This is a genomic window from Pseudomonas sp. RIT-562 (genome assembly GCF_026241895.1).
Classification (GTDB): domain Bacteria; phylum Pseudomonadota; class Gammaproteobacteria; order Pseudomonadales; family Pseudomonadaceae; genus Aquipseudomonas; species Aquipseudomonas mandelii_F.
Genome location: NZ_JAPJIV010000010.1, coordinates 57,792 through 75,583 on the forward strand (window position 1 = coordinate 57,792; position 17,792 = coordinate 75,583).

Annotated in this window: 16 protein-coding genes, 1 tRNA gene and 1 pseudogene; 10 read left to right on the forward strand and 8 right to left on the reverse strand. The window is 59.3% G+C overall.

Annotated features, from left to right (window positions below):
• Positions 1-412: 412 nt before the first annotated feature.
• Complete coding sequence (locus ORL50_RS14425) at positions 413-1,135, reverse strand: 1-acylglycerol-3-phosphate O-acyltransferase (protein WP_266015988.1); 723 nt, start codon at positions 1,133-1,135, stop codon at positions 413-415.
• 212 nt (positions 1,136-1,347) lie between these two features.
• The gene (locus ORL50_RS14430; RefSeq protein WP_266015990.1) at positions 1,348-2,037 is read right to left on the reverse strand and encodes a crotonase/enoyl-CoA hydratase family protein; all 690 of its coding nucleotides are present in this window, start codon (positions 2,035-2,037) and stop codon (positions 1,348-1,350) included.
• Between the two features lie 308 nt (positions 2,038-2,345).
• Between ORL50_RS14430 and ORL50_RS14435 the strand changes: the two genes are divergently transcribed.
• The 7 genes from ORL50_RS14435 to ORL50_RS14465 all read left to right on the forward strand — a co-directional run bounded on the left by ORL50_RS14435 (position 2,346) and on the right by ORL50_RS14465 (position 6,110).
• Positions 2,346-2,435: transfer RNA gene (locus ORL50_RS14435), tRNA-Ser, on the forward strand.
• Between the two features lie 215 nt (positions 2,436-2,650).
• Complete coding sequence (locus ORL50_RS14440; RefSeq protein ID WP_266015991.1) at positions 2,651-3,982, forward strand: serine hydrolase domain-containing protein; 1,332 nt, start codon at positions 2,651-2,653, stop codon at positions 3,980-3,982.
• 142 nt (positions 3,983-4,124) lie between these two features.
• Positions 4,125-4,313 (forward strand): hypothetical protein, encoded by a 189-nt coding sequence (locus ORL50_RS14445; protein ID WP_266015993.1) that lies wholly within the window; start codon positions 4,125-4,127, stop codon positions 4,311-4,313.
• Between the two features lie 311 nt (positions 4,314-4,624).
• Complete coding sequence (locus ORL50_RS14450) at positions 4,625-4,996, forward strand: hypothetical protein (protein WP_045058977.1); 372 nt, start codon at positions 4,625-4,627, stop codon at positions 4,994-4,996.
• Between the two features lie 111 nt (positions 4,997-5,107).
• Positions 5,108-5,587: a glycine zipper domain-containing protein gene (locus ORL50_RS14455; protein ID WP_266015996.1), complete on the forward strand. Its 480-nt coding sequence runs from the start codon at positions 5,108-5,110 to the stop codon at positions 5,585-5,587.
• Positions 5,588-5,613: 26 nt separating this feature from the next.
• Positions 5,614-5,802 (forward strand): hypothetical protein, encoded by a 189-nt coding sequence (locus ORL50_RS14460; protein ID WP_266015999.1) that lies wholly within the window; start codon positions 5,614-5,616, stop codon positions 5,800-5,802.
• Between the two features lie 95 nt (positions 5,803-5,897).
• Positions 5,898-6,110, forward strand: coding sequence for a hypothetical protein (locus ORL50_RS14465; RefSeq protein WP_266016222.1), 213 nt, complete (start codon positions 5,898-5,900; stop codon positions 6,108-6,110).
• 46 nt (positions 6,111-6,156) lie between these two features.
• On the opposite strand, the pseudogene ORL50_RS14470 reads toward ORL50_RS14465, so the two are convergent.
• Positions 6,157-9,009, reverse strand: a pseudogene (locus ORL50_RS14470) (RHS domain-containing protein); the annotation flags it as partial.
• A 254-nt stretch (positions 9,010-9,263) separates the two neighbouring features.
• Here ORL50_RS14470 and ORL50_RS14475 point away from each other — a divergent pair.
• On the forward strand, positions 9,264-9,959 hold the full coding sequence (locus tag ORL50_RS14475) for an HAD-IA family hydrolase (protein ID WP_266016001.1): 696 nt from the start codon (positions 9,264-9,266) through the stop codon (positions 9,957-9,959).
• A 60-nt stretch (positions 9,960-10,019) separates the two neighbouring features.
• Here ORL50_RS14475 and ORL50_RS14480 read toward each other — a convergent pair whose 3' ends face one another.
• Positions 10,020-10,766 (reverse strand): 3-oxoacyl-ACP reductase family protein, encoded by a 747-nt coding sequence (locus tag ORL50_RS14480; RefSeq protein WP_266016003.1) that lies wholly within the window; start codon positions 10,764-10,766, stop codon positions 10,020-10,022.
• 126 nt (positions 10,767-10,892) lie between these two features.
• Here ORL50_RS14480 and ORL50_RS14485 point away from each other — a divergent pair, with 126 nt between their 5' ends.
• Positions 10,893-11,816: a LysR family transcriptional regulator gene (locus tag ORL50_RS14485; protein ID WP_266016224.1), complete on the forward strand. Its 924-nt coding sequence runs from the start codon at positions 10,893-10,895 to the stop codon at positions 11,814-11,816.
• A gap of 107 nt (positions 11,817-11,923) precedes the next feature.
• Here ORL50_RS14485 and ORL50_RS14490 read toward each other — a convergent pair whose 3' ends face one another.
• The 3 genes from ORL50_RS14490 to ORL50_RS14500 form a co-directional block, all read right to left on the reverse strand.
• Positions 11,924-12,652, reverse strand: a complete 729-nt coding sequence (locus ORL50_RS14490; protein ID WP_266016005.1) for an aspartate/glutamate racemase family protein — start codon at positions 12,650-12,652, stop codon at positions 11,924-11,926.
• Positions 12,653-12,707: 55 nt separating this feature from the next.
• Positions 12,708-14,231, reverse strand: coding sequence for an NCS1 family nucleobase:cation symporter-1 (locus ORL50_RS14495; protein ID WP_266016007.1), 1,524 nt, complete (start codon positions 14,229-14,231; stop codon positions 12,708-12,710).
• Between the two features lie 576 nt (positions 14,232-14,807).
• Positions 14,808-15,548 (reverse strand): phosphoadenylyl-sulfate reductase, encoded by a 741-nt coding sequence (locus ORL50_RS14500; RefSeq protein ID WP_266016009.1) that lies wholly within the window; start codon positions 15,546-15,548, stop codon positions 14,808-14,810.
• A gap of 173 nt (positions 15,549-15,721) precedes the next feature.
• Here ORL50_RS14500 and thrH point away from each other — a divergent pair, with 173 nt between their 5' ends.
• Entirely contained in the window at positions 15,722-16,339 is a 618-nt protein-coding gene (gene thrH / locus ORL50_RS14505; RefSeq protein WP_194690534.1) for a bifunctional phosphoserine phosphatase/homoserine phosphotransferase ThrH, read from the forward strand.
• 111 nt (positions 16,340-16,450) lie between these two features.
• Here thrH and pabB read toward each other — a convergent pair whose 3' ends face one another.
• Complete coding sequence (pabB, locus tag ORL50_RS14510; protein WP_266016013.1) at positions 16,451-17,788, reverse strand: aminodeoxychorismate synthase component I; 1,338 nt, start codon at positions 17,786-17,788, stop codon at positions 16,451-16,453.
• Positions 17,789-17,792: the final 4 nt, after the last annotated feature.

The following is a 17,792-nucleotide window of genomic DNA, read 5'->3' on the forward strand; positions in this document are numbered from 1 at the left end:
CTGGGCTATTGGCTTCTAACGGTTCCGCTCTTACAGCGGGTTACTTTTGATAGAGCGTGTCCGGTCCCAATATAGAATTTGAATGAGCGCCTGTGGGAGCAAAGCTTGCTCGCGATGGCGCCTTCAGGTGTACATATCCGTTGCTGGGGTATTGGCTTCTAACGGTTCCGCTCTTACGGCGGGTCACTTTTGATAGAGCCTGTCTGGTCCCAATATAGAATTTGAATGAGCGCCTGTGGGAGCAAAGCTTGCTCGCGATGGTGGCTTCAGGTGTACATATCCGTTGCTGGGGTATTGGCTTTTAACGGTTCCGCTCTTGCAGCGGGTTACTTTCGCGCTTTTCGAAAGTGACCCGCCGTAAGGGCGGAACCGTAAGAGGCCATGACCGCAAAAACAGATATGTACCCGAAAATCAACCAGCCAAAACCTGCCGATCCATCACAGCAACACACTCACGCATCTGCTCCCGACATTGCTCAATCAACGCCGGCATATCATCCAGACTCAACCCAGCCGTAGGAATCGCCGGCAAAGAGCGAATCAGAATCTTCCCGCTATTCCAGCGATTCAAACGCATGTGCTTCACATAACTGCTGACACACACCGGAACAATCGGCACCCCCGCCGCAATCGCCATCTGAAAGGCGCCTTTCTTGAACGGCAACAAATCCTCGCCCAGATTGCGCGTACCTTCCGGAAACACCCAGATCGAAGTGTCTTCATTCTGCAGCGTGTGAGTGGTCTTCAACATCGACTGCCGCGCCTTGTGCGCGTTGCCCCGGTCAATCAGCACATTACCGGCCAACCAGAACAACTGCCCGAACAGCGGCACCCACTTCAGGCTCTTCTTGCCGATACAGACGGTACGATGCGGCACCACATTGCCGAACACGAAAAGATCATAGTTGGACTGATGATTGGCAATGATCACGCAGCTTTCGGGTTTTTCCATCAGCGTGCTGACCTCAGCCTTTACCCGCAGGCGCAGGATACACATCGCCGGCCAGGCATAGAGGCGGGCGCACAGGCGGCTGTTGTCCGGGTTGAAAGGTCGGCACAGGCCCAGAATTACACCGAGTACACCGGCGAGAATAAAGTGCAGACCCATCAATAACATACGAAACACGAACAGCATTTAAAGGCCCCACCGGGACAAAAGGTGGCGCAGTGTACGGATGTGCACTGTTTTCGGCAATTGCCGCTATAGAGTGGGGAGATAGGCGATGTTTGAGCGCATGTTTCCGACTTGGATGTCAGACGCGTTCTAGAGCGTTTGTAGGATTTTCAACAATAGGCGCAAGAAAAAGCCCGACACGAGCATCGGGCTGTTCATGGAACGTGTGGGGTTTAACCCATGTGTTGCTGATCCTGGACGATGGCGCTGTCCAGCGCCTCCAGCAATGCCTTGCGCACCTTCAGCTTGGTGTTCTTGTGCGCGGTCATGTTGATCTTCTTCAACTGACGTGCAGCGTCCAGCGCAGCCCCCTGCAGTTCATCGGCAGAGACCACGATGTCGAGGAAGCCGGCGTCGACTGCACTTTGCGGGTTGAACATCTCGCCATTGATTACTGAACGGTGGAACGCCGACTTGCGCAGGCGATCACGAGCCAGTTCGATGCCGGCGTGGTGCATGGTCATGCCGATCTGTACTTCGTTGAGGCCGATGCTGAACGCGCCCTCGACACCAATGCGGTAATCCACCGACAACAGCAGGAATGCACCCTTGGCCACCGCGTGTCCTGGGCAGGCGACGATCACCGGGAAGGGGTGCGCCAACAGGCGGCGAGCCAGCGTCGAGCCTGCCGTCACCAACGCTACGGCTTCCTTGGGCCCGGAAGTCATGACCTTCAAGTCATAACCACCCGACAGAATCCCCGGAGTGCCCGTGATGATCACCACCGCGCGATCAGTCACTGCCCGATCCAGCGCAGCGTTGAACGCGGCAATGACATCCGGCGAGATCGCATTGACCTTGCCATTGCTCAAGGTCAGAGTCGCGATACCGTCTTCGAGGTGGTAGGAGATCAACTCACTCATGACGCTATTCCTTGTATGAAAGATGAGGCAGACGTTACCCACCGCCGTAGGCCAGGTAAAGCGCCGTGACTGACTCACCGGTCACCCGGCGTTGGTCCTCAACGCTTGGCCCGCCACCGCTGCTGCGCCTTGGCCTCTATATAGAAGGGGCCGCGAAGCCGGAGATTGGCAGGTTTGCCCTGGCTTGCGGGCAGCCAGAACAACTAAATCGCTAACCGCATGAAAATTCTGAAAAAAATATTTGCCATCGGAAAAGCTTTCGACTACATTAGCGCGCCTCGACAGACAGAACATGTTTGAAGAGATACGGTGAAGTGTCCGAGTGGCTTAAGGAGCACGCCTGGAAAGTGTGTATACAAGAAATTGTATCGAGAGTTCGAATCTCTCCTTCACCGCCACATTAAGTAAACACAGACCCCCGATTTTCCTGGAGAAAATCGGGGGTTTGTGGTTTCTGGCGTCTGAATAACACCGTGGTCTGTCATTCGCCGCCTGGCGAGAGCGAGATTCACGCCCATCGATGTGAACCGCCAGACATGTTGTTGCGGTCTTCATTCTCACACGTGTGCTGTTACCATCCATTCCTGGCCCCTCTCGAATGGAATCGATCCTCATGCTATTCCCCATCGCCGCCCACCCGAATATCGCCAAGTCTGCGGCCGCGCTGCTGATATCGATCCTGCCAGCCCTGTGCCTTGCTGCAACGCCGACCACCTTCCCGGACGCCGCAGCCAGCGACCCCGCCAAACTCGGCTGGATGGTCGGCTCGCCGCCACCCCCTGAGCGCACCGTGCGGTTTGCTGACGGTAGCTACTTCCAGTTTCCGGCGATGCGCTGGAGCGTTTCCAACTTCCGGCAGTTGATGCCCACCGTCAACGTATCCCGTGGGCTGGGTGCGCCTGTTGCGTTGGAGTCGGCATTGCGCCAGGACATCGATGCTTTGAGCTTTACCCCCTTGGGTGCGTCGGAGCCGATGACCTGGGAACAATCCCTGGCGGCGACTTATACCGACGGGATCGTTGTCCTGCATCGCGGCAAGATGGTCTATGAGCGTTACTTCGGTGTGCTGAACCCACAGGGTCAGCACGCGGCGATGTCGGTGACCAAGTCGGTGGTCGGCATACTCGGTGCCACGCTGGTGGCTGAAGCAAAGATCGACCAAAACAAGCGAGTGGTCGAGTACGTTCCTGAGCTGGCCGGGTCGGCGTTTGGCAATGCGACGGTGCGTCAGGTGCTGGATATGACCACTGGCCTGAAGTTCAGTGAAGACTACGCAGACCCGAAGGCCGATGTCTGGGCTCATGGGCGGGCAGGGAGTCCTCTGCCGTTCGCCAAGGATTACACCGGACCGCGCAGCTACTTCGAATTCCTGCAGACAGTGCAGCCCCAGGGAAACCATGGCGAAGCCTTTGCCTACAAGACGGTCAACACCGATGTGCTGGGTTGGATCATCGCGCGGGCGACCGGGCGTAACGTCGCGCAATTGCTGTCGGAGCGGATCTGGAGCCGTCTGGGCGCGGAGCAGGACGGGTATTTTACCGTTGATTCCATCGGCACGCCGTTTGCCGGTGGTGGGCTGAACACCGGCCTGCGAGATCTGGCGCGTTTCGGTGAGATGTTGCGCAACGACGGCCGGTACAACGGGCAGCAGATTGTGCCTAAGGCGGTGATCGACGACATCCGTCGCGGTGGCGATAAACAAGCGTTTGCCAAGGCCGGCTATGACCTGCTCAAAGGCTGGAGCTATCGCTCGATGTGGTGGGTGACGGACAAGGAGGGCGGGGCGTTCATGGCGCGCGGGGTGTATGGCCAGCGCATCTATGTCGATCCCAAGGCAGAGGTGGTCATCGTGCGATATGCGTCGCACCCGGTCGCGGCCAATGCCGCCAATGACCCGGTGACGCTGCCGGCATTCGAGGCGCTGGCTCGGCACTTGTCCCGATAACGCTGCGGTCCATTCGTCGGCTGCACCGCGATCTGAATGACAAGTCCAGTCGTGACCGACTAGTCTCGAAATCTTGGTGATCGATATGTTTCAGGCAAATAGGGCTTGCCGGTGTCGATCCCGCTTTTGAAGGGGCGAAGTGATGACTGAACCGTATATCGAAGACGACGGGTCCGAGTTTCCGATCAACAATTGCGTGCAGTGTGGCCAGACCGAATATGTGGCTAGCTTTGGTGAGGACAAACACCAGGTTGGCAAAATCAAATCCATGGTGAGCCAGGGGCCCAAGGCGAAGTTTCTACCCAAGGTAGCGGCATCCTCCAGAAAGTAAGCAGTCACCTGCTGAACCCCGTTAAACAGCGGGGTTTTTTATGTCTGGAAAAAAAGTTTGACCAGGCGTGTTTCTCCCGAAGTCTTTCACAACTTTTTCACAAGGGCTTACGTAGTCTCAGCTCATCCGTTAGAAAGCAACACCTGGCCCGTTTCCCCAGCGGGCTTTTTTTTGCCTGTCATAAAACCTTTTCCAATATCGCTGTCCAACCGTCGCTATTTCGAAGAACGGAGGATTTGTGTGGACGTTTCCTCCGCTGGGGCATTCAATGCCCGGGTTTCGGTTTCTCCCTATTTTTTGAGGTTTTCGTCATGCGTTTAACACTGCCTGCTCTGGTTCTGGGACTTTTCGTTGCTCAAGGTGCAATGGCGGCTGGCGACGGCACTGCCGCGATCGGTGGTGGCCTGGGCGGCGCGTTGGGTAACGTGGTCGGCCAAAGCATGGGCGGCAGCACGGGCGCCGCAGTGGGCGCTGGGGTTGCGGGCGCAGCCGGCAGCGCTGTTGCTGCACGTAAAGGCAGCCGCACCAAGGCCGCGATCGGCGGTGGTGTTGGCGCTGCAGGTGGCTCGGTGATCGGTAACAGCCTGGGCGGCAAGACGGGTTCGACCATCGGCGCAGGCCTGGGCGGTGCGTTGGGCGGCGGCGTGGGCAGCAACCTTGGAAAAGGGCACAAGCGTCACTGATCTGGTTGATCCACCCGAAAGCCCGGCTACATGCCGGGCTTTTGCGTTTATGAACGTTTCTCCTGAAACCGGCTCAAAGCCATTACTAACCCCCCGTATAAGAGGTGCACCATGACATCGAAATCCGCAAGCAAACCAGGCGACTGTCGTCGTCAAGGCTTGACGTTGTCTGCATTGGTATTGGGACTGATGGTCAGTCAAGGCGCCCTGGCGGCTGGCGACGGCACTGCCGCAGTCGGCGGAGGCCTGGGTGGTGCACTCGGTAATGTTGTGGGTCAACAAATGGGTGGCAGTACGGGTGCGGCCATCGGCGCAGGTGTTGGTGGGGCCGCAGGTAGTGCGGTCGGTGCGCCCAAGGGCAGCCGCACGGAAGCTGCAATTGGTGGCGGTTTGGGGTCCGCAGGTGGTTCGGTGATTGGTAACAGCCTGGGTGGTTCCACCGGTTCAACTATCGGCGCAGGCCTGGGCGGCGCGGCAGGTGGCGCAGTTGGTAACAATCTGGGTACCGATGACGGTGGTTCGCATTCCAATGGCAACCACAAGCACAAGAACAAACATAAAAACAAAAACAAGTACAAACATCGTGATTAATCCCGGCACTGTGCGAGGTATGCGCCATGACTCCTGAGACTGAAGGCAAGGAAGAAAAAGGCCCGAGTGGACTGCCATTCATTAACGATCCGGGCAACGAAGATCCGGGTTCGCTTATGGATGACGCTACAGTGCCGCTCAACGATTCCGATGACGCTGGTGATGTCGGCAACACCGAATACGAGGACGAAGAGCTGGACGAAGACGAGCAATAAGCCGTCGACCGATCGTCTGTCTTGCAGAACCAGCTCACCGACGCAGTCATCGAACTAACAGGGCCTGCCCTTGCAGGCCCGTCGAGAGGTGACTCATGAATTCTGATCCCAAAGCATTCGACCCGGACGAAACGCCTGAATATCCGCTGCCGTCACCCACGGACTCCCTGAGTCGGGATCAACGCCCGCCTGACGATGAGAATGGTGTCGAACAGGTGCCCAACGATGATAAGAATCGAGGGGATGTAGAGGCCAGTCCCGATGATCCGGACATTGCCGGTGATGATGCATCGGGTGAACCCAGCTGAACATTTCGTCATGCATCTGGCCCGGCTTCTGCCGGGCCTTTTCGTTTGGCATTCCCGCAGATCCCATTGGCGCAATCCAGCCCGTCGGGTTGCCCGGGTAGTGATAGCCATTCCAGCCATTTGCCAGCGATCCCGGCGTCAGGTACCGACCCACGTCCGGGTTGTAGTAGCGCTGGCGGTTGAAGTGCAGGCCTGTCTCCGCGTCAAAGTAATGTCCCTGGAAGCGCAACGGCTGCTCAAGGATTTCGTCCGTGTCGCGATTGAGCCGGGTAAGTCGGCCGTAGGCGGCGTATTGGGCAGCCCACACGACCTGGCCGCGGGTATCAGTGAGCTCCTGCGGCGTGCCCAGGTGATCGAGTTGGTAATAATAGGGGCGAGCTTTGGCGGGGCCATTGCCGTCGAGCATCACCAGCGGGCGAAAGGTGCCTGGTTCGTACAGGTAACTGCGGTAATGCTCCGCGCTGCTTTCGGCGATGAGGGTGTCACCGTGCCAGATAAACACAGTGCTCTTGCCGTCGACGGTCTTGCTGATCCGGCGACCAAAGGTGTCGTAGCGATATCTCACGTGGACACCACAGGGCAGGGTGATGCCGACCAGGCGGTGCTGGCAGTCATAACGGTATTCGGTCACCAGCACAGGCGCGCTGCCCCGGCATTTGCGGATGAGGTTGCCGAAGGCATCGTAAGTGTAGTGGCGGTTACCTTGCTTGAGCAGGCGATGGGTTTTGAGCGTGATCGCTCCCGGACGGTCGAGCATTAATAAGTTGCCTGCAGGATCATGCACAAAGCTTTCCGGCTGGTGTTCCCGGGAGTGGTGGACGCGGATCAAGCGGTCCAGCTGGTCATATTGATAGCTTCGCGTACCGTTTCGGCTGTCGGCAATGCACTCAAGGTTGCCGTTGGCACTGTAGGAAAAATCCCGACGGTAGAAGGGTGTTGAGCCGTGGGCGAGGGCGTGCGAGGTCAAGCGGCTCTGATCGTCGTAACCATAAATGCTGCTGATTGAGCCCTGCTGGCGTTGCAACTCGCGCCCTGCGACAAATTGGTGGGAAGTCAGCCGAGCGCCGTTGAGGTCGATCGCTGCAAGCGCTCCGCCGCTGGCGAAATGAAAGTCCAGGGTATTATCGTCGGGCAGGCGCAGGTGGTTGAGTCTGCCGCAGGCGTCATATCGGTAAAGTAAACGGTGACTTCCCTGGTGCTCGGCGACCAGTCGATTCTGCACGTCGTATTCGAACGCTAGCGGCTGCTGGTCATCGCTGACGCTCACCAGGCGACCAAGCGAGTCGTATCGGTATTCGACCTGCGCCCCATCCGCGAGTGTCTTGAGTAGCAATTGCCCTGCCTTGTTGCGTTTGTACCGCGTGACCAGTTGCGAGCCATCGTCGCCGAATTCGGTCTTCTGCGACAGGTTGCCCGCAGAGTCGTAGGCATACGCGGTGCGTCGCCCATCGAAGGCGGTCTCCTGTTGCAGTGCTCCGTCGGGCAAGTAGTCCCTGCGGTAGCTTTCGCCGGAGTCATTCTGCATTTCGGTCAGCAACAGCAGTGGATGGTCATGACGATACTGCAGACGCGAGCCATCGGAATTGATCCGGCGGCTCACCAGGTGTAAATCATCGGCGTACTCGAACCGCGTCACTCGGCCCAGCTCGCAACGTTGCGCAGTGGGCATGCCGTAAGCGTTTGTGGAGTAAGCGCGATTGGCCCCTGAGGGCAGCGTGACCAGGGCGAGACGTCCGACTGCGTCCCATTGGTAGGCGGTTACGCTACCGTTCTCATCCACTACAGAGCTCTGGCGACCCAGCACATCGTACGAACATGTCCGCTGACTACCATCAGGCAAGGTTTCCTTGATTAACTGACCGAAGGCGTCATGGGTGAAACTGTGCTGGCGGCCATCGGGATACTCGATGGCACAAAGTTGTCCCCGGGAGTCGTAGCGCAAGCGGGTGGCGTGACCCGCAGGATCAGTTGCCTGGATCACATCGCCTTGGGCATTGTGTTGATAATTCCATCCTGCTGGCGGGTTCAGGAAATCGCGTTGGCAGGAGGCGTGGCGCTGTTCAGGCGGATGCACCGTTTCGCTACCGTCGACGTGTTTTACCGTGACTCCACCCTGCTCATCCCAGAGGTATTGCCTGTCCAACTGGGCGAAACTGCCCCAGTGCCTGACGCATCGCACTACCTCTTCGGTCTTTTCCCACTCCCAGAACAGACTGGCCCCACCGGCAAGTTGCCGTTGCAGCATGAGGTGCTGGTCGTCGTAGTCGTAGCGCTCACTTTCATCGCCGGCGTTGGTCGCGCTCGTCAGGCGATGACAGGCGTCGTAGCGATAGCTGACCATTACTTGTTGAGTACGCCACGACTTGCGCGCGGTCAGATCAAGGCACTGATACTCCACGGCGGCCAGATAGCGCCGGTCCCAGCGCAGCAACAGTGCGCGTCCGGCAGCGTTGTACAGGCGCTGAATCCTGCCGGCACTGTCCCGTTGCAGGGTGAGTCGGTTGTCGTAGGCGTCACTGATTGCAGTCAGTTGGCCGCAGTGGAAATGCAGGAAACGGCCAGGCAGTGCAATGATCCATTCTTCAGGTTTATCCCCCAGGTAAATGGCGGGATCGGACAGGTTTTTACAGGACGGTGGGCGCGTGGCTGTCGGACGGGGAAATGTCGTACGGCGCTGTTCATCATCGGTCCAGATGACCTGTTCTGCTTCGACATCAAGTCGATGGGCAAGGCAATGGCTCCAACCCATACCCAGCCCGCAATCGAGGTGCGCGGCAGCGATGCAATAGTGGCGAGTGAATTCAAGCGGCAGGATGCCCGGCAAGGAACCGTCCGTCAGCGTCAGCAGTGCAGCACCCGGAACCGCATGGGCCGACGGGCCAATGCTGGTGGTCAAGGCCCACACCTTGTCAGGTTCGAACATTCGCAGCCCCTCATGCGGATCTGAATGAGCGCGAGACTTTGCGTGGGATTCGGGCGGAAAAAAGTAGGAAAAGGCAGCGCAGGGTCAGGGAAAAATGACTAAATAATGACAATTTTGTTGCAGGGGCGCTCGCGCGGGCCGTTATCGTTATCGTGCTGAACCCTTTAATCCGGCGCAGAATCGATGCTAACGTGCGGGTCCCTCATGTTGTTAAAAACGGATCAGATGCGATGAATGCACCGCTGAACGAGTTCGGTCCAATCAAGGCCGTGATTTTCGATATGGACGGCTTGCTACTGGATACCGAGGGCATCTACACCGAAGTCACGTCGATGATCGCCCAGCGTTATGGCCGGGTTTTCGACTGGAGCATTAAACAAAACATCATCGGACGTGGCGCGAATGATCTGGCGCGGTACGTGGTGGAAGCACTGGACCTGCCAATCTCTGCCGAAGAATTCCTGGTGATTCGCGAACCGCTGATGCGTGAGCGGTTCCCACAGGCGCTGGCAATGCCGGGCGCCCAGGAACTGGTGCGGCATTTGAAGGCGAACAATATCCCTATCGCCGTGGGCACCAGTTCGTCCCGTCAGTCGTTCGGGCAGAAAACCACTCTGCACCGGGACTGGTTTGAGTTGTTCGATTTCATCGTCACGGCGGATGATCCTGAAGTTGGCGCGGCCAAGCCGGCGCCGGATATTTTTCTGACAGCCGCACGGCGTTTGGGTGTCGATCCGGCCGACTGCCTGGTGTTCGAGGATTCGCCCTTCGGCGTCACCGCCGCCAAAGCGGCCGGCATGACGGCGATTGCCATCCCGGATGCGGCCATGGCAGATGAAAAATACGCACATGCCGACGGCATTCTGCGCACGTTGAAAGCGTTTAACCCCGGTGATTGTGGTTTGCCGGCGTTGCAATGGGCGTAAATCAGCTGGCATGAAAAAGCCGGCCACCTGCTGAGGTGGCCGGCTTTTTTTATGCCTTTATCAGGCGCCAAACCCGCCGTCGATGGTCAGGCTGGCACCCGTGATGTAGCCCGCTTCCGGGCTCACCAGGTAGGCGACGAAACTGGCGATTTCATCAGCTTCACCGTACCGACCTACGGCCATCAACGGGATCAGGCTGTCGGCAAAGTCACCCTGGGCCGGGTTCATGTCAGTGTCGACCGGGCCGGGTTGGACGTTGTTGATGGTAATGCCGCGCGGGCCGAGGTCGCGGGCCAGGCCTTTGGTCAGGCCGACCAGTGCCGACTTGCTCATGGCGTAGGGACCGCCACCGGCGAAGGGCATGCGCTCGGCGTTGGTGCTGCCGATGTTGATGATGCGACCGCCTTCGGTCATGTGCCTGGCAGCAGCCTGGGTCGCAATGAATACGCTGCGTACGTTAATGGCCAGGGTCTGGTCGAAGTCTTCGAGCTTGAAATCTTCCAGTGGCGCAACCGCCAGCACACCCGCATTGTTGACCAGGATATCCAGGGCGCCGAACGCTTCGACGGTGGCCGTGACGGCGTTGCGGATTGCCTCGGCATCGGCGCTGTCCGCCTTGATGGCCAGGGCCTTGCCGCCATTGGCCGTAATGCTGTTCTGCAATTCTTCGGCCTTGGCCGTGGAGCTTACGTAGGTGAAGGCAACCGCCGCGCCTTCAGCGGCCAGGCGTTTGACGATGGCTGCGCCAATGCCGCGGGACCCGCCTTGAATCAAAGCCACTTTGCCGCTGAGGTTCTGAGTAGTCATGTCTGTCTCCAAAGTCGCCGGGGCGAGATGTCCCGGTTGATGGAGCCTAGTATCAGTTCGAGATTACCTGCTGAGTAGACGGTCATTACGATAGTCTGTGTAAACCGGAAGTTTATAATGGTGATTATGGAAACCTTCAGCAGTATCGAATGCTTCGTGCGCAGTGCCGAAGTCGGCAGCTTTGCCGAGGCCGCGCGGCGCTTGAGCCTGACTCCGGCCGCCGTGGGCAAAAGCGTCGCCAAGCTCGAGGCGCGCTTGGGCGTGCGGTTGTTCCAGCGCAGTACGCGGAGCCTGACGTTGACCGAGGCCGGCCAGCTGTTTCTCGGTGAGGTCAGCTCCAGCCTGCACACCATCCAGAATGCCGTGGCCAATCTGGCCAGCGCGGAGGGGCGCCCGGCGGGGACGCTGAAGGTCAGCATGGGCACGATGTTTGGTCGGTTGTACATAGTGCCGATGCTGGGCGAGTTTCTGCAGCGGTTCCCGGCGATCAACCCGGACTGGCATTTCGATAACCGCCAGGTCGACCTGATCGCCCAGGGTTTTGACGCGGCGATTGGCGGAGGCTTTGAACTGCCCCAGGGCGTAGTCGCTCGCAAGCTGACGCCGGCGCATCGGGTACTGGTGGCCTCGGCTGATTACCTGGCGCACCGGGCGCCGATCCTCGAGCCTGAGGACCTCGGGGCACACGACGGCATCCTGATCCGCTCGCCACAAACCGGACGGGTGCGTTCCTGGCAATTGACCAGCCGCACCCGCCAACACAGCCCCCTGGTGCTCAAGGCGCGCATGACCATGAGCGATTCCGAAGCCGCGTGTGCCACGGCGGCTCAGGGATTGGGCATCGCGCTGGTCAGCATGCCCTTTGCCGCCGGGTATCTGCAGGCGGGAACCTTGCAGCGGGTGTTGCCGGATTGGTATGTCGACGATGGCAACATCTCCATCTACTACGCGGAGCATAAATTGCTGCCGGGCAAGACCCGGGCGTTTGTGGATTTTGTGATTGAGCAGTTCGCGGAGCAGGGGTTGGGGCAGCGGTTCAGTGCGGTTTGAGTGTTTGGCTTGATACCGAGTCGCGCCCATCGCGGGCAAGCCTTGCTCCCACAGGGTGACATGTAACTTGTGGGAGCAAGGCTTGCCCGCGATAGTCGCGCCTCGGTCTACCGGCCAAACCGCCCTGGCCAGCCAATAATGGTCTTGGGCCTCGGCGTCGCGTAAGTCCGCACCTTGGACGTCGACAACCCGAGCCGCACCAGCGACTCGGCAATGGTCACCGCCGCCGTCACGCCATCCACCACCGGCACCCCGGTGCGCTGGCGGATCTGCTCGTCCAGCCCGGCCATGCCGCCGCAACCCAGGCAGATCACCTCGGCCTTGTCTTCCAGCACGGCCAATTCCGCCTGGCGGACGATGGCTTCCAGCGCACGCTTCGGGTCCGCTTCCAGCTCCAGCACCGCCAGGCCACTGGCCCGCACGGAGGCGCAGCGGTCCCACAGGCCGGAGAGTTTCAACCTGTCCTCGATCAGTGGCACGGTGCGATCCAGGGTCGTGACCACCGAATAGGCATGGCCCAAAAACATCGCGGTACTGGCGGCTGCGTCGGTGATGTCCACCACCGGCACATTGAGCAGCTCCTGCAGGCCTTCGCGGCCGTGCTCGCCGTAGCCGGCCTGGATCACTGCGTCGAAAGGCTGATCGTAAGACATCACCCGGTCCATCACGGCAATCGCCGCCAGGTAACTTTCGAAATTGCCCTCCACTGAGTCGGCGCCGAAGTAGGGGGTCAGGCCGACGATTTCGGTACCGGGGGCGGCAACGGCCTGGGCCGAACGGGCAATCGCCTGGGTGATGGACTCGGTGGTGTTGACGTTGACCACGAGAATTCGCATGGGAAGTCCTTATGACAGGTGGTTCTGCGGCCCGCAGCCGGCGGGCCGCCAAGGGTTAATGACTGGCGTTGTCGACTGCGATGGATTCGCCGCTGACGTCGGCGTAATGCGGCTCGCGCCTGGCGATGATCAGGTAGAGCATCCCGGCAATCCCGGCACCAATCAGCCAGGAAAATGGCGACACGCTGTGGAAACCCGGCACCAGCGCCAGGACGATGGCGATCAGCGCCGCCGGAATGAACGCAGCTACCGCGCGCAGGTTGACCCCGCGGCTGTAGTAATAGGCGCCGTTCGGGTCTTCGCTGTACAACTGCGGAACGTTGACCTGGCCTTTTCGCACCAGCCAGTAATCGACCATGATCACCCCGTACAGCGGGCCCAGCAGGGCGCCCAGGCCGGAGAGGAAGTACACGATCACCAGTGGGCTGTTGTAGAGGTTCCACGGCAGGATCAGCACCGCAATGGTCGCGCTGATCAGGCCGGCCCGGCGAAAGGTCAGGTATTTCGGCGCCAGGTTGCTCAGGACAAAAGCCGGTGCGACAAAGTTGGCCATGATGTTCACGGCCACCGTGACGATGAGGAACGCCAGGCATCCAAGCACCAGGAAGAAGGTGTTGGGAATCGAGGCAATGATCTCGGTCGGGCTTTCGATGATCCGGCCATTGATCTGGAACTGCGCACCGCATAGCAGGACGGTGATGGCGGCGAACACCAGGATATTCACCGGCAGCCCCCAGAAATTGCCCACCTTGATGGTCTTGCGGCAGGGCGAAGAGCGCGCGAAATCGCAGAAGTTGAGGATCAGCGTGCCGTAGATGGCCAGCCACAAGGCGCCGCCGGCAAAGATGTTGCGCCACATCTCGGCGCCGCTCAACGGTTCGCGGATCGACCAGGCGATGGTCGCGTTGGCCTGGGTGTACATCCAGCCGGCGAGGGCGGCCACGGTCAGCAAAATCACCGGGCCGGCAAACGCTTCGTAGCGCCGGACCATCTCCATGCCGTAGGCCAGGATTGCCAGTTGCACCAGCCAGATCGCCACGAAACACACCCAGCCCAGGCTCGACAAGCCAAGGATCGAGTTGTGGTCGTAGTCGGCAAAACCCGGATGCACGGCCGTCAGCAATACCCGGAAGACCACGGAAGCCAGGTACGTCTGAATACCGAACCAGGCGATGGCGATAACGGCGCGGATCAACGCAGGAATTTGCGCGCCGTGGATGCCGAAACTGATCCGGCTGATCACCGGAAACGGCACTCCGGTCTTCTGGCCCATGTAGCCGGACAGGTTCATGAAGCAGTACACCAGCGCTGCGCCGATCCCCAGGGACAGCAAAATCTGCCAACCGCCCAGCCCCAGCGCATACAGGCCGATGGCGAAGGAGTAGTTGGCAATGTTGTGCACGTCATTGGTCCACAGGGCAAAAATACTGTATCGGCCCCAGCGCCGACCTTCGGCCTTGGTCGGGGCCAGGTCCTTGTTATGCAGGCGCGGGCTAAGCACCACGGGGCCGGGAGAGGTTTGATCAAGAGGGACGTGTAGATCCAGCGCAATATTGTTATTGGAGAGGCTAGTACGCATTCCGGCAGGCTCCTGAAGCTTGGCGCTGCGATGACTGTGCTTGAGCAAGGCTCGACAAATCTTCGTCGCGAACGGCAAGCATCATTGGTTTCGGGGCATCTGCAGCCTGTACGGGATAGGGCGCTTCAGGCTTGCGGATCTAAAGTGTGTGTATGTTTTGATGAGTGTTGTATACAAAACATGTATGCACTTAAGCGAGATCTGTGCCAGTGAGCGATCTATGAAACCGCCTGATAATTTCGTTTTGTTATCGGTTCCAAGTAAGTCGTTGAATAGCTGGCTAAATAAATTGACCAATTGAACAGGTATTTATTTTTGCTGTCGGGAGGAGGCACAAGGTCGACTGAGGGAGTCAGGGCGGGGAGGTGTAACTTTTTGGGGCGCACAAACTAAAAGTGCACACACAAATGGCACCGATGGTGACAGTTGTGTGTACACATTTTATTGGAGTGGCGCAGGCCACTGGGGCGGCGGGCTGGCTCGCGAAATCGGTTTAACAATTAACCATAATGGTGAATGTTACGGCCTCTTCGCGAGCAAGCCCGCTCTCACATTTGGAAATTGCACGGCGCGAGGTCAGGCCTTGGATTTACCGATGATATTCCCCGCGTGCAGCCCGCACTCTTTCTGCGTCGCCTCTTCCCACCACCAGCGGCCTTCGCGCTCATGCTGGTTTGGCAGCACTGGGCGCGTGCAGGGTTCGCAGCCGATGCTGATGAAGCCGCGTTCATGCAGGCTGTTGTACGGCAGTTCGAGCATGCGGATGTAACCCCAGATCTCTTCACTGGTCATCTGCGCCAGCGGGTTGAACTTGTACAAGGTGCGTTCCGGGGTGGAGAAGGCGGTGTCGATTTCCATCACGGCCACGGCACTGCGGGTGCCCGGGCTCTGGTCGCGACGCTGGCCGGTCGCCCAGGCGCTGACGCCGGACAGTTTGCGCCGCAGCGGTTCGATCTTGCGGATGCCACAGCATTCGCCATGGCCATCCTTGTAGAAACTGAACAGGCCTTTTTCCTTCACGAAGGGTTCAAGTTTCGTGTAGTCCGGCGACACCAGTTCGATGTCGATCTTGTAATGCTCGCGCACCTGGTCGATGAAGCGATAGGTCTCGGGGTGCAGGCGGCCGGTGTCGAGGCTGAAGACCTTGACGTTCTTGTTCAGCTTCCAGGCCATGTCCACGAGCACCACGTCTTCGGCGCCGCTGAAAGATATCCACAGGTCATCGCCGAACTCGGCAAACGCGAGCTTGAGAATGTCCTGGGCAGATTTATTGGCATAGGTCGTGGCGAGTTCCACGACATCGAACGATGGGCTCATCAGGGCGGCTTCCTACAGGTCGGTGGCGCTGGGCGCTCTATATGGGGCTGATGGTAACAAAATCCGGCGAGCGCTGGCGCGCCCTGTGCGTTGCGCAGGCCAGTGCGAGTGGTTAGAGTTCGGCAGTCTTTTTGCTCGCTCGACTCAATAATCACTACAAATGGGAGTGTCTTGTGGAAATTGCATGCCTGGATCTTGAAGGGGTACTGGTTCCGGAAATCTGGATCGCCTTTGCCGAAAAAACCGGAATCGAATCCCTCAAGGCCACCACCCGGGACATTCCCGACTACGACGTGCTGATGAAGCAGCGCCTGCGCATTCTTGACGAGCACGGCCTGAAGCTGTCCGATATCCAGGAAGTGATCGCCACGCTGAAGCCGCTGGACGGCGCGGTGGAGTTCGTCAATTGGCTGCGCGAGCGCTTCCAGGTTGTGATCCTGTCCGATACGTTCTACGAATTCTCGCAGCCGCTGATGCGGCAGCTGGGGTTCCCGACGCTGTTGTGCCATCGCCTGATTACCGATGATACCGGGCGGGTCACCAGCTATCAGTTGCGCCAGAGAGATCCCAAGCGCCAATCGGTGCTGGCGTTCAAGAGCCTCTACTATCGGGTGATTGCGGCGGGGGATTCGTATAACGATACGACGATGTTGGGCGAGGCTGATGCGGGGATCCTGTTTCACGCGCCGGACAATGTAATTCGCGAGTTCCCGCAGTTCCCGGCGGTGCATACGTTTGAGGAGTTGAAGCAGGAGTTTATCAAGGCCTCCAACCGGGCCCTGAGCCTGTAGTCGACTGTTCGCATGCAATCGCGGGCAAGCCTTGCTCCCACAGGTTCTGTGTCAAACCACAATTGAGTGCCGACACAAAACCTGTGGGAGCAAAGCTTGCTCGCGATGCTTTTAGAGGTTTTGCAAGGTATCGAGCAGCACCTTCACCTTGGTAATCGACTCCGCATACTCAGCCTGCCACTGCGAATCCGCGACGATTCCGCCGCCACCCCAGCAACACACCTGCCCATCCTTGACCAGCAAACTGCGAATCGCGATCGAGCTGTCCATCTCGCCGCGCACATCCAGATACAGCAGCGAGCCGCAGTACAATCCGCGCCGGGTCGGCTCCAGTTCGTCGATGATCTGCATCGCGCGGATTTTCGGTGCGCCGGTAATCGATCCACCGGGGAAGCTGCCGGCGATCAGGTCCAGGGCGTCGTGGTCTGCGGCCAGTTCCCCGGTGACACTGCTCACCAGGTGATGCACATTCGGGTAGCTTTCCAGACTGAACAGCTCCGGCACCCGCACCGAACCGATGCGGCATGTGCGGCCGAGGTCGTTGCGCAGCAAATCGACGATCATCAGGTTTTCTGCGCGGTCCTTCGGGCTGGCGAGCAATTCGGCGGCGTTCGCCAGGTCTTCAGCTTCCGTCAGCCCGCGAGGCCGCGTGCCCTTGATGGGGCGGGTTTCAACCTGGCCCTGGCTGACCTTGACGAAGCGCTCGGGTGACAGGCTCAGCACCGCGCCGCCATCAGGCAGAGCCTGGAAACCGGAAAATGGAGTCGGGCAGGCGGCTCGCAGGGCGCAATAGGCGGCCCAGGGATCGCCCTGGCATTCGGCGCGGAAGCGCTGGGCGAAGTTGACCTGATAACAGTCACCGGCCTGGATGTACTGCTGAATACGCTCCAGCGCCTGGCGATATTCATCGGCGCTCAGGTCTGCATGCATTGGCGCGGTGAGTTTGAACGGCTCGACTTCTTCGCTGGCCGGCTGACTGAACAGTTCGATCAGGCGCTGGCGTTCGCCATCGGTCATTGTCGGGTGGAATACCAGCTGGCTGGTGGCCAGTTGGTGGTCACTGATCAGCGCCCAGGCGTACAGACCGAAGCGTGCGTCTGGCAGCTGCAGATCGTCCTTGGCCAGGCTCGGCAGGTGCTCAAGATGGCGGCCGAAGTCATAACTCAAATAGCCGATCAGGCCGCCAGCGAAAGGCAGGTCCAGTGGCACCGAGGCTTCGCCCAGACGTGCCAGGTTGGCGCGCAGGCGCTGCAGGAAATGGCTGCCACTTTCGTCAGGCAGCACCGCCAGCTGCTCCAGCGGCCAGGCACTGAGCAGATCATAACGACCGCGATCGGCGGTTGGCCGGCCGCTGTCGAGCAGCACGGCCCCTGGAGAATGGTGAATGCGCGCGAAATAGTCGGCGGGATTGGCGCGATAGGGTAGCGGGTGTACGGAGCAGGTCAGCATGAGC

What these genes read in the sequence shown, in the direction of transcription:
- ORL50_RS14425 (WP_266015988.1), bottom strand. Translation starts at nt 1,135, where the DNA reads ATGCTGTTCGTGTTTCGTATGTTATTGATGGGTCTGCACTTTATTCTC.
- ORL50_RS14430 (WP_266015990.1), bottom strand. Translation starts at nt 2,037, where the DNA reads ATGAGTGAGTTGATCTCCTACCACCTCGAAGACGGTATCGCGACTCTG.
- ORL50_RS14440 (WP_266015991.1), top strand. Translation starts at nt 2,651, where the DNA reads ATGCTATTCCCCATCGCCGCCCACCCGAATATCGCCAAGTCTGCGGCC.
- ORL50_RS14445 (WP_266015993.1), top strand. Translation starts at nt 4,125, where the DNA reads ATGACTGAACCGTATATCGAAGACGACGGGTCCGAGTTTCCGATCAAC.
- ORL50_RS14450 (WP_045058977.1), top strand. Translation starts at nt 4,625, where the DNA reads ATGCGTTTAACACTGCCTGCTCTGGTTCTGGGACTTTTCGTTGCTCAA.
- ORL50_RS14455 (WP_266015996.1), top strand. Translation starts at nt 5,108, where the DNA reads ATGACATCGAAATCCGCAAGCAAACCAGGCGACTGTCGTCGTCAAGGC.
- ORL50_RS14460 (WP_266015999.1), top strand. Translation starts at nt 5,614, where the DNA reads ATGACTCCTGAGACTGAAGGCAAGGAAGAAAAAGGCCCGAGTGGACTG.
- ORL50_RS14465 (WP_266016222.1), top strand. Translation starts at nt 5,898, where the DNA reads ATGAATTCTGATCCCAAAGCATTCGACCCGGACGAAACGCCTGAATAT.
- ORL50_RS14475 (WP_266016001.1), top strand. Translation starts at nt 9,264, where the DNA reads ATGAATGCACCGCTGAACGAGTTCGGTCCAATCAAGGCCGTGATTTTC.
- ORL50_RS14480 (WP_266016003.1), bottom strand. Translation starts at nt 10,766, where the DNA reads ATGACTACTCAGAACCTCAGCGGCAAAGTGGCTTTGATTCAAGGCGGG.
- ORL50_RS14485 (WP_266016224.1), top strand. Translation starts at nt 10,893, where the DNA reads ATGGAAACCTTCAGCAGTATCGAATGCTTCGTGCGCAGTGCCGAAGTC.
- ORL50_RS14490 (WP_266016005.1), bottom strand. Translation starts at nt 12,652, where the DNA reads ATGCGAATTCTCGTGGTCAACGTCAACACCACCGAGTCCATCACCCAG.
- ORL50_RS14495 (WP_266016007.1), bottom strand. Translation starts at nt 14,231, where the DNA reads ATGCGTACTAGCCTCTCCAATAACAATATTGCGCTGGATCTACACGTC.
- ORL50_RS14500 (WP_266016009.1), bottom strand. Translation starts at nt 15,548, where the DNA reads ATGAGCCCATCGTTCGATGTCGTGGAACTCGCCACGACCTATGCCAAT.
- pabB (WP_266016013.1), bottom strand. Translation starts at nt 17,788, where the DNA reads ATGCTGACCTGCTCCGTACACCCGCTACCCTATCGCGCCAATCCCGCC.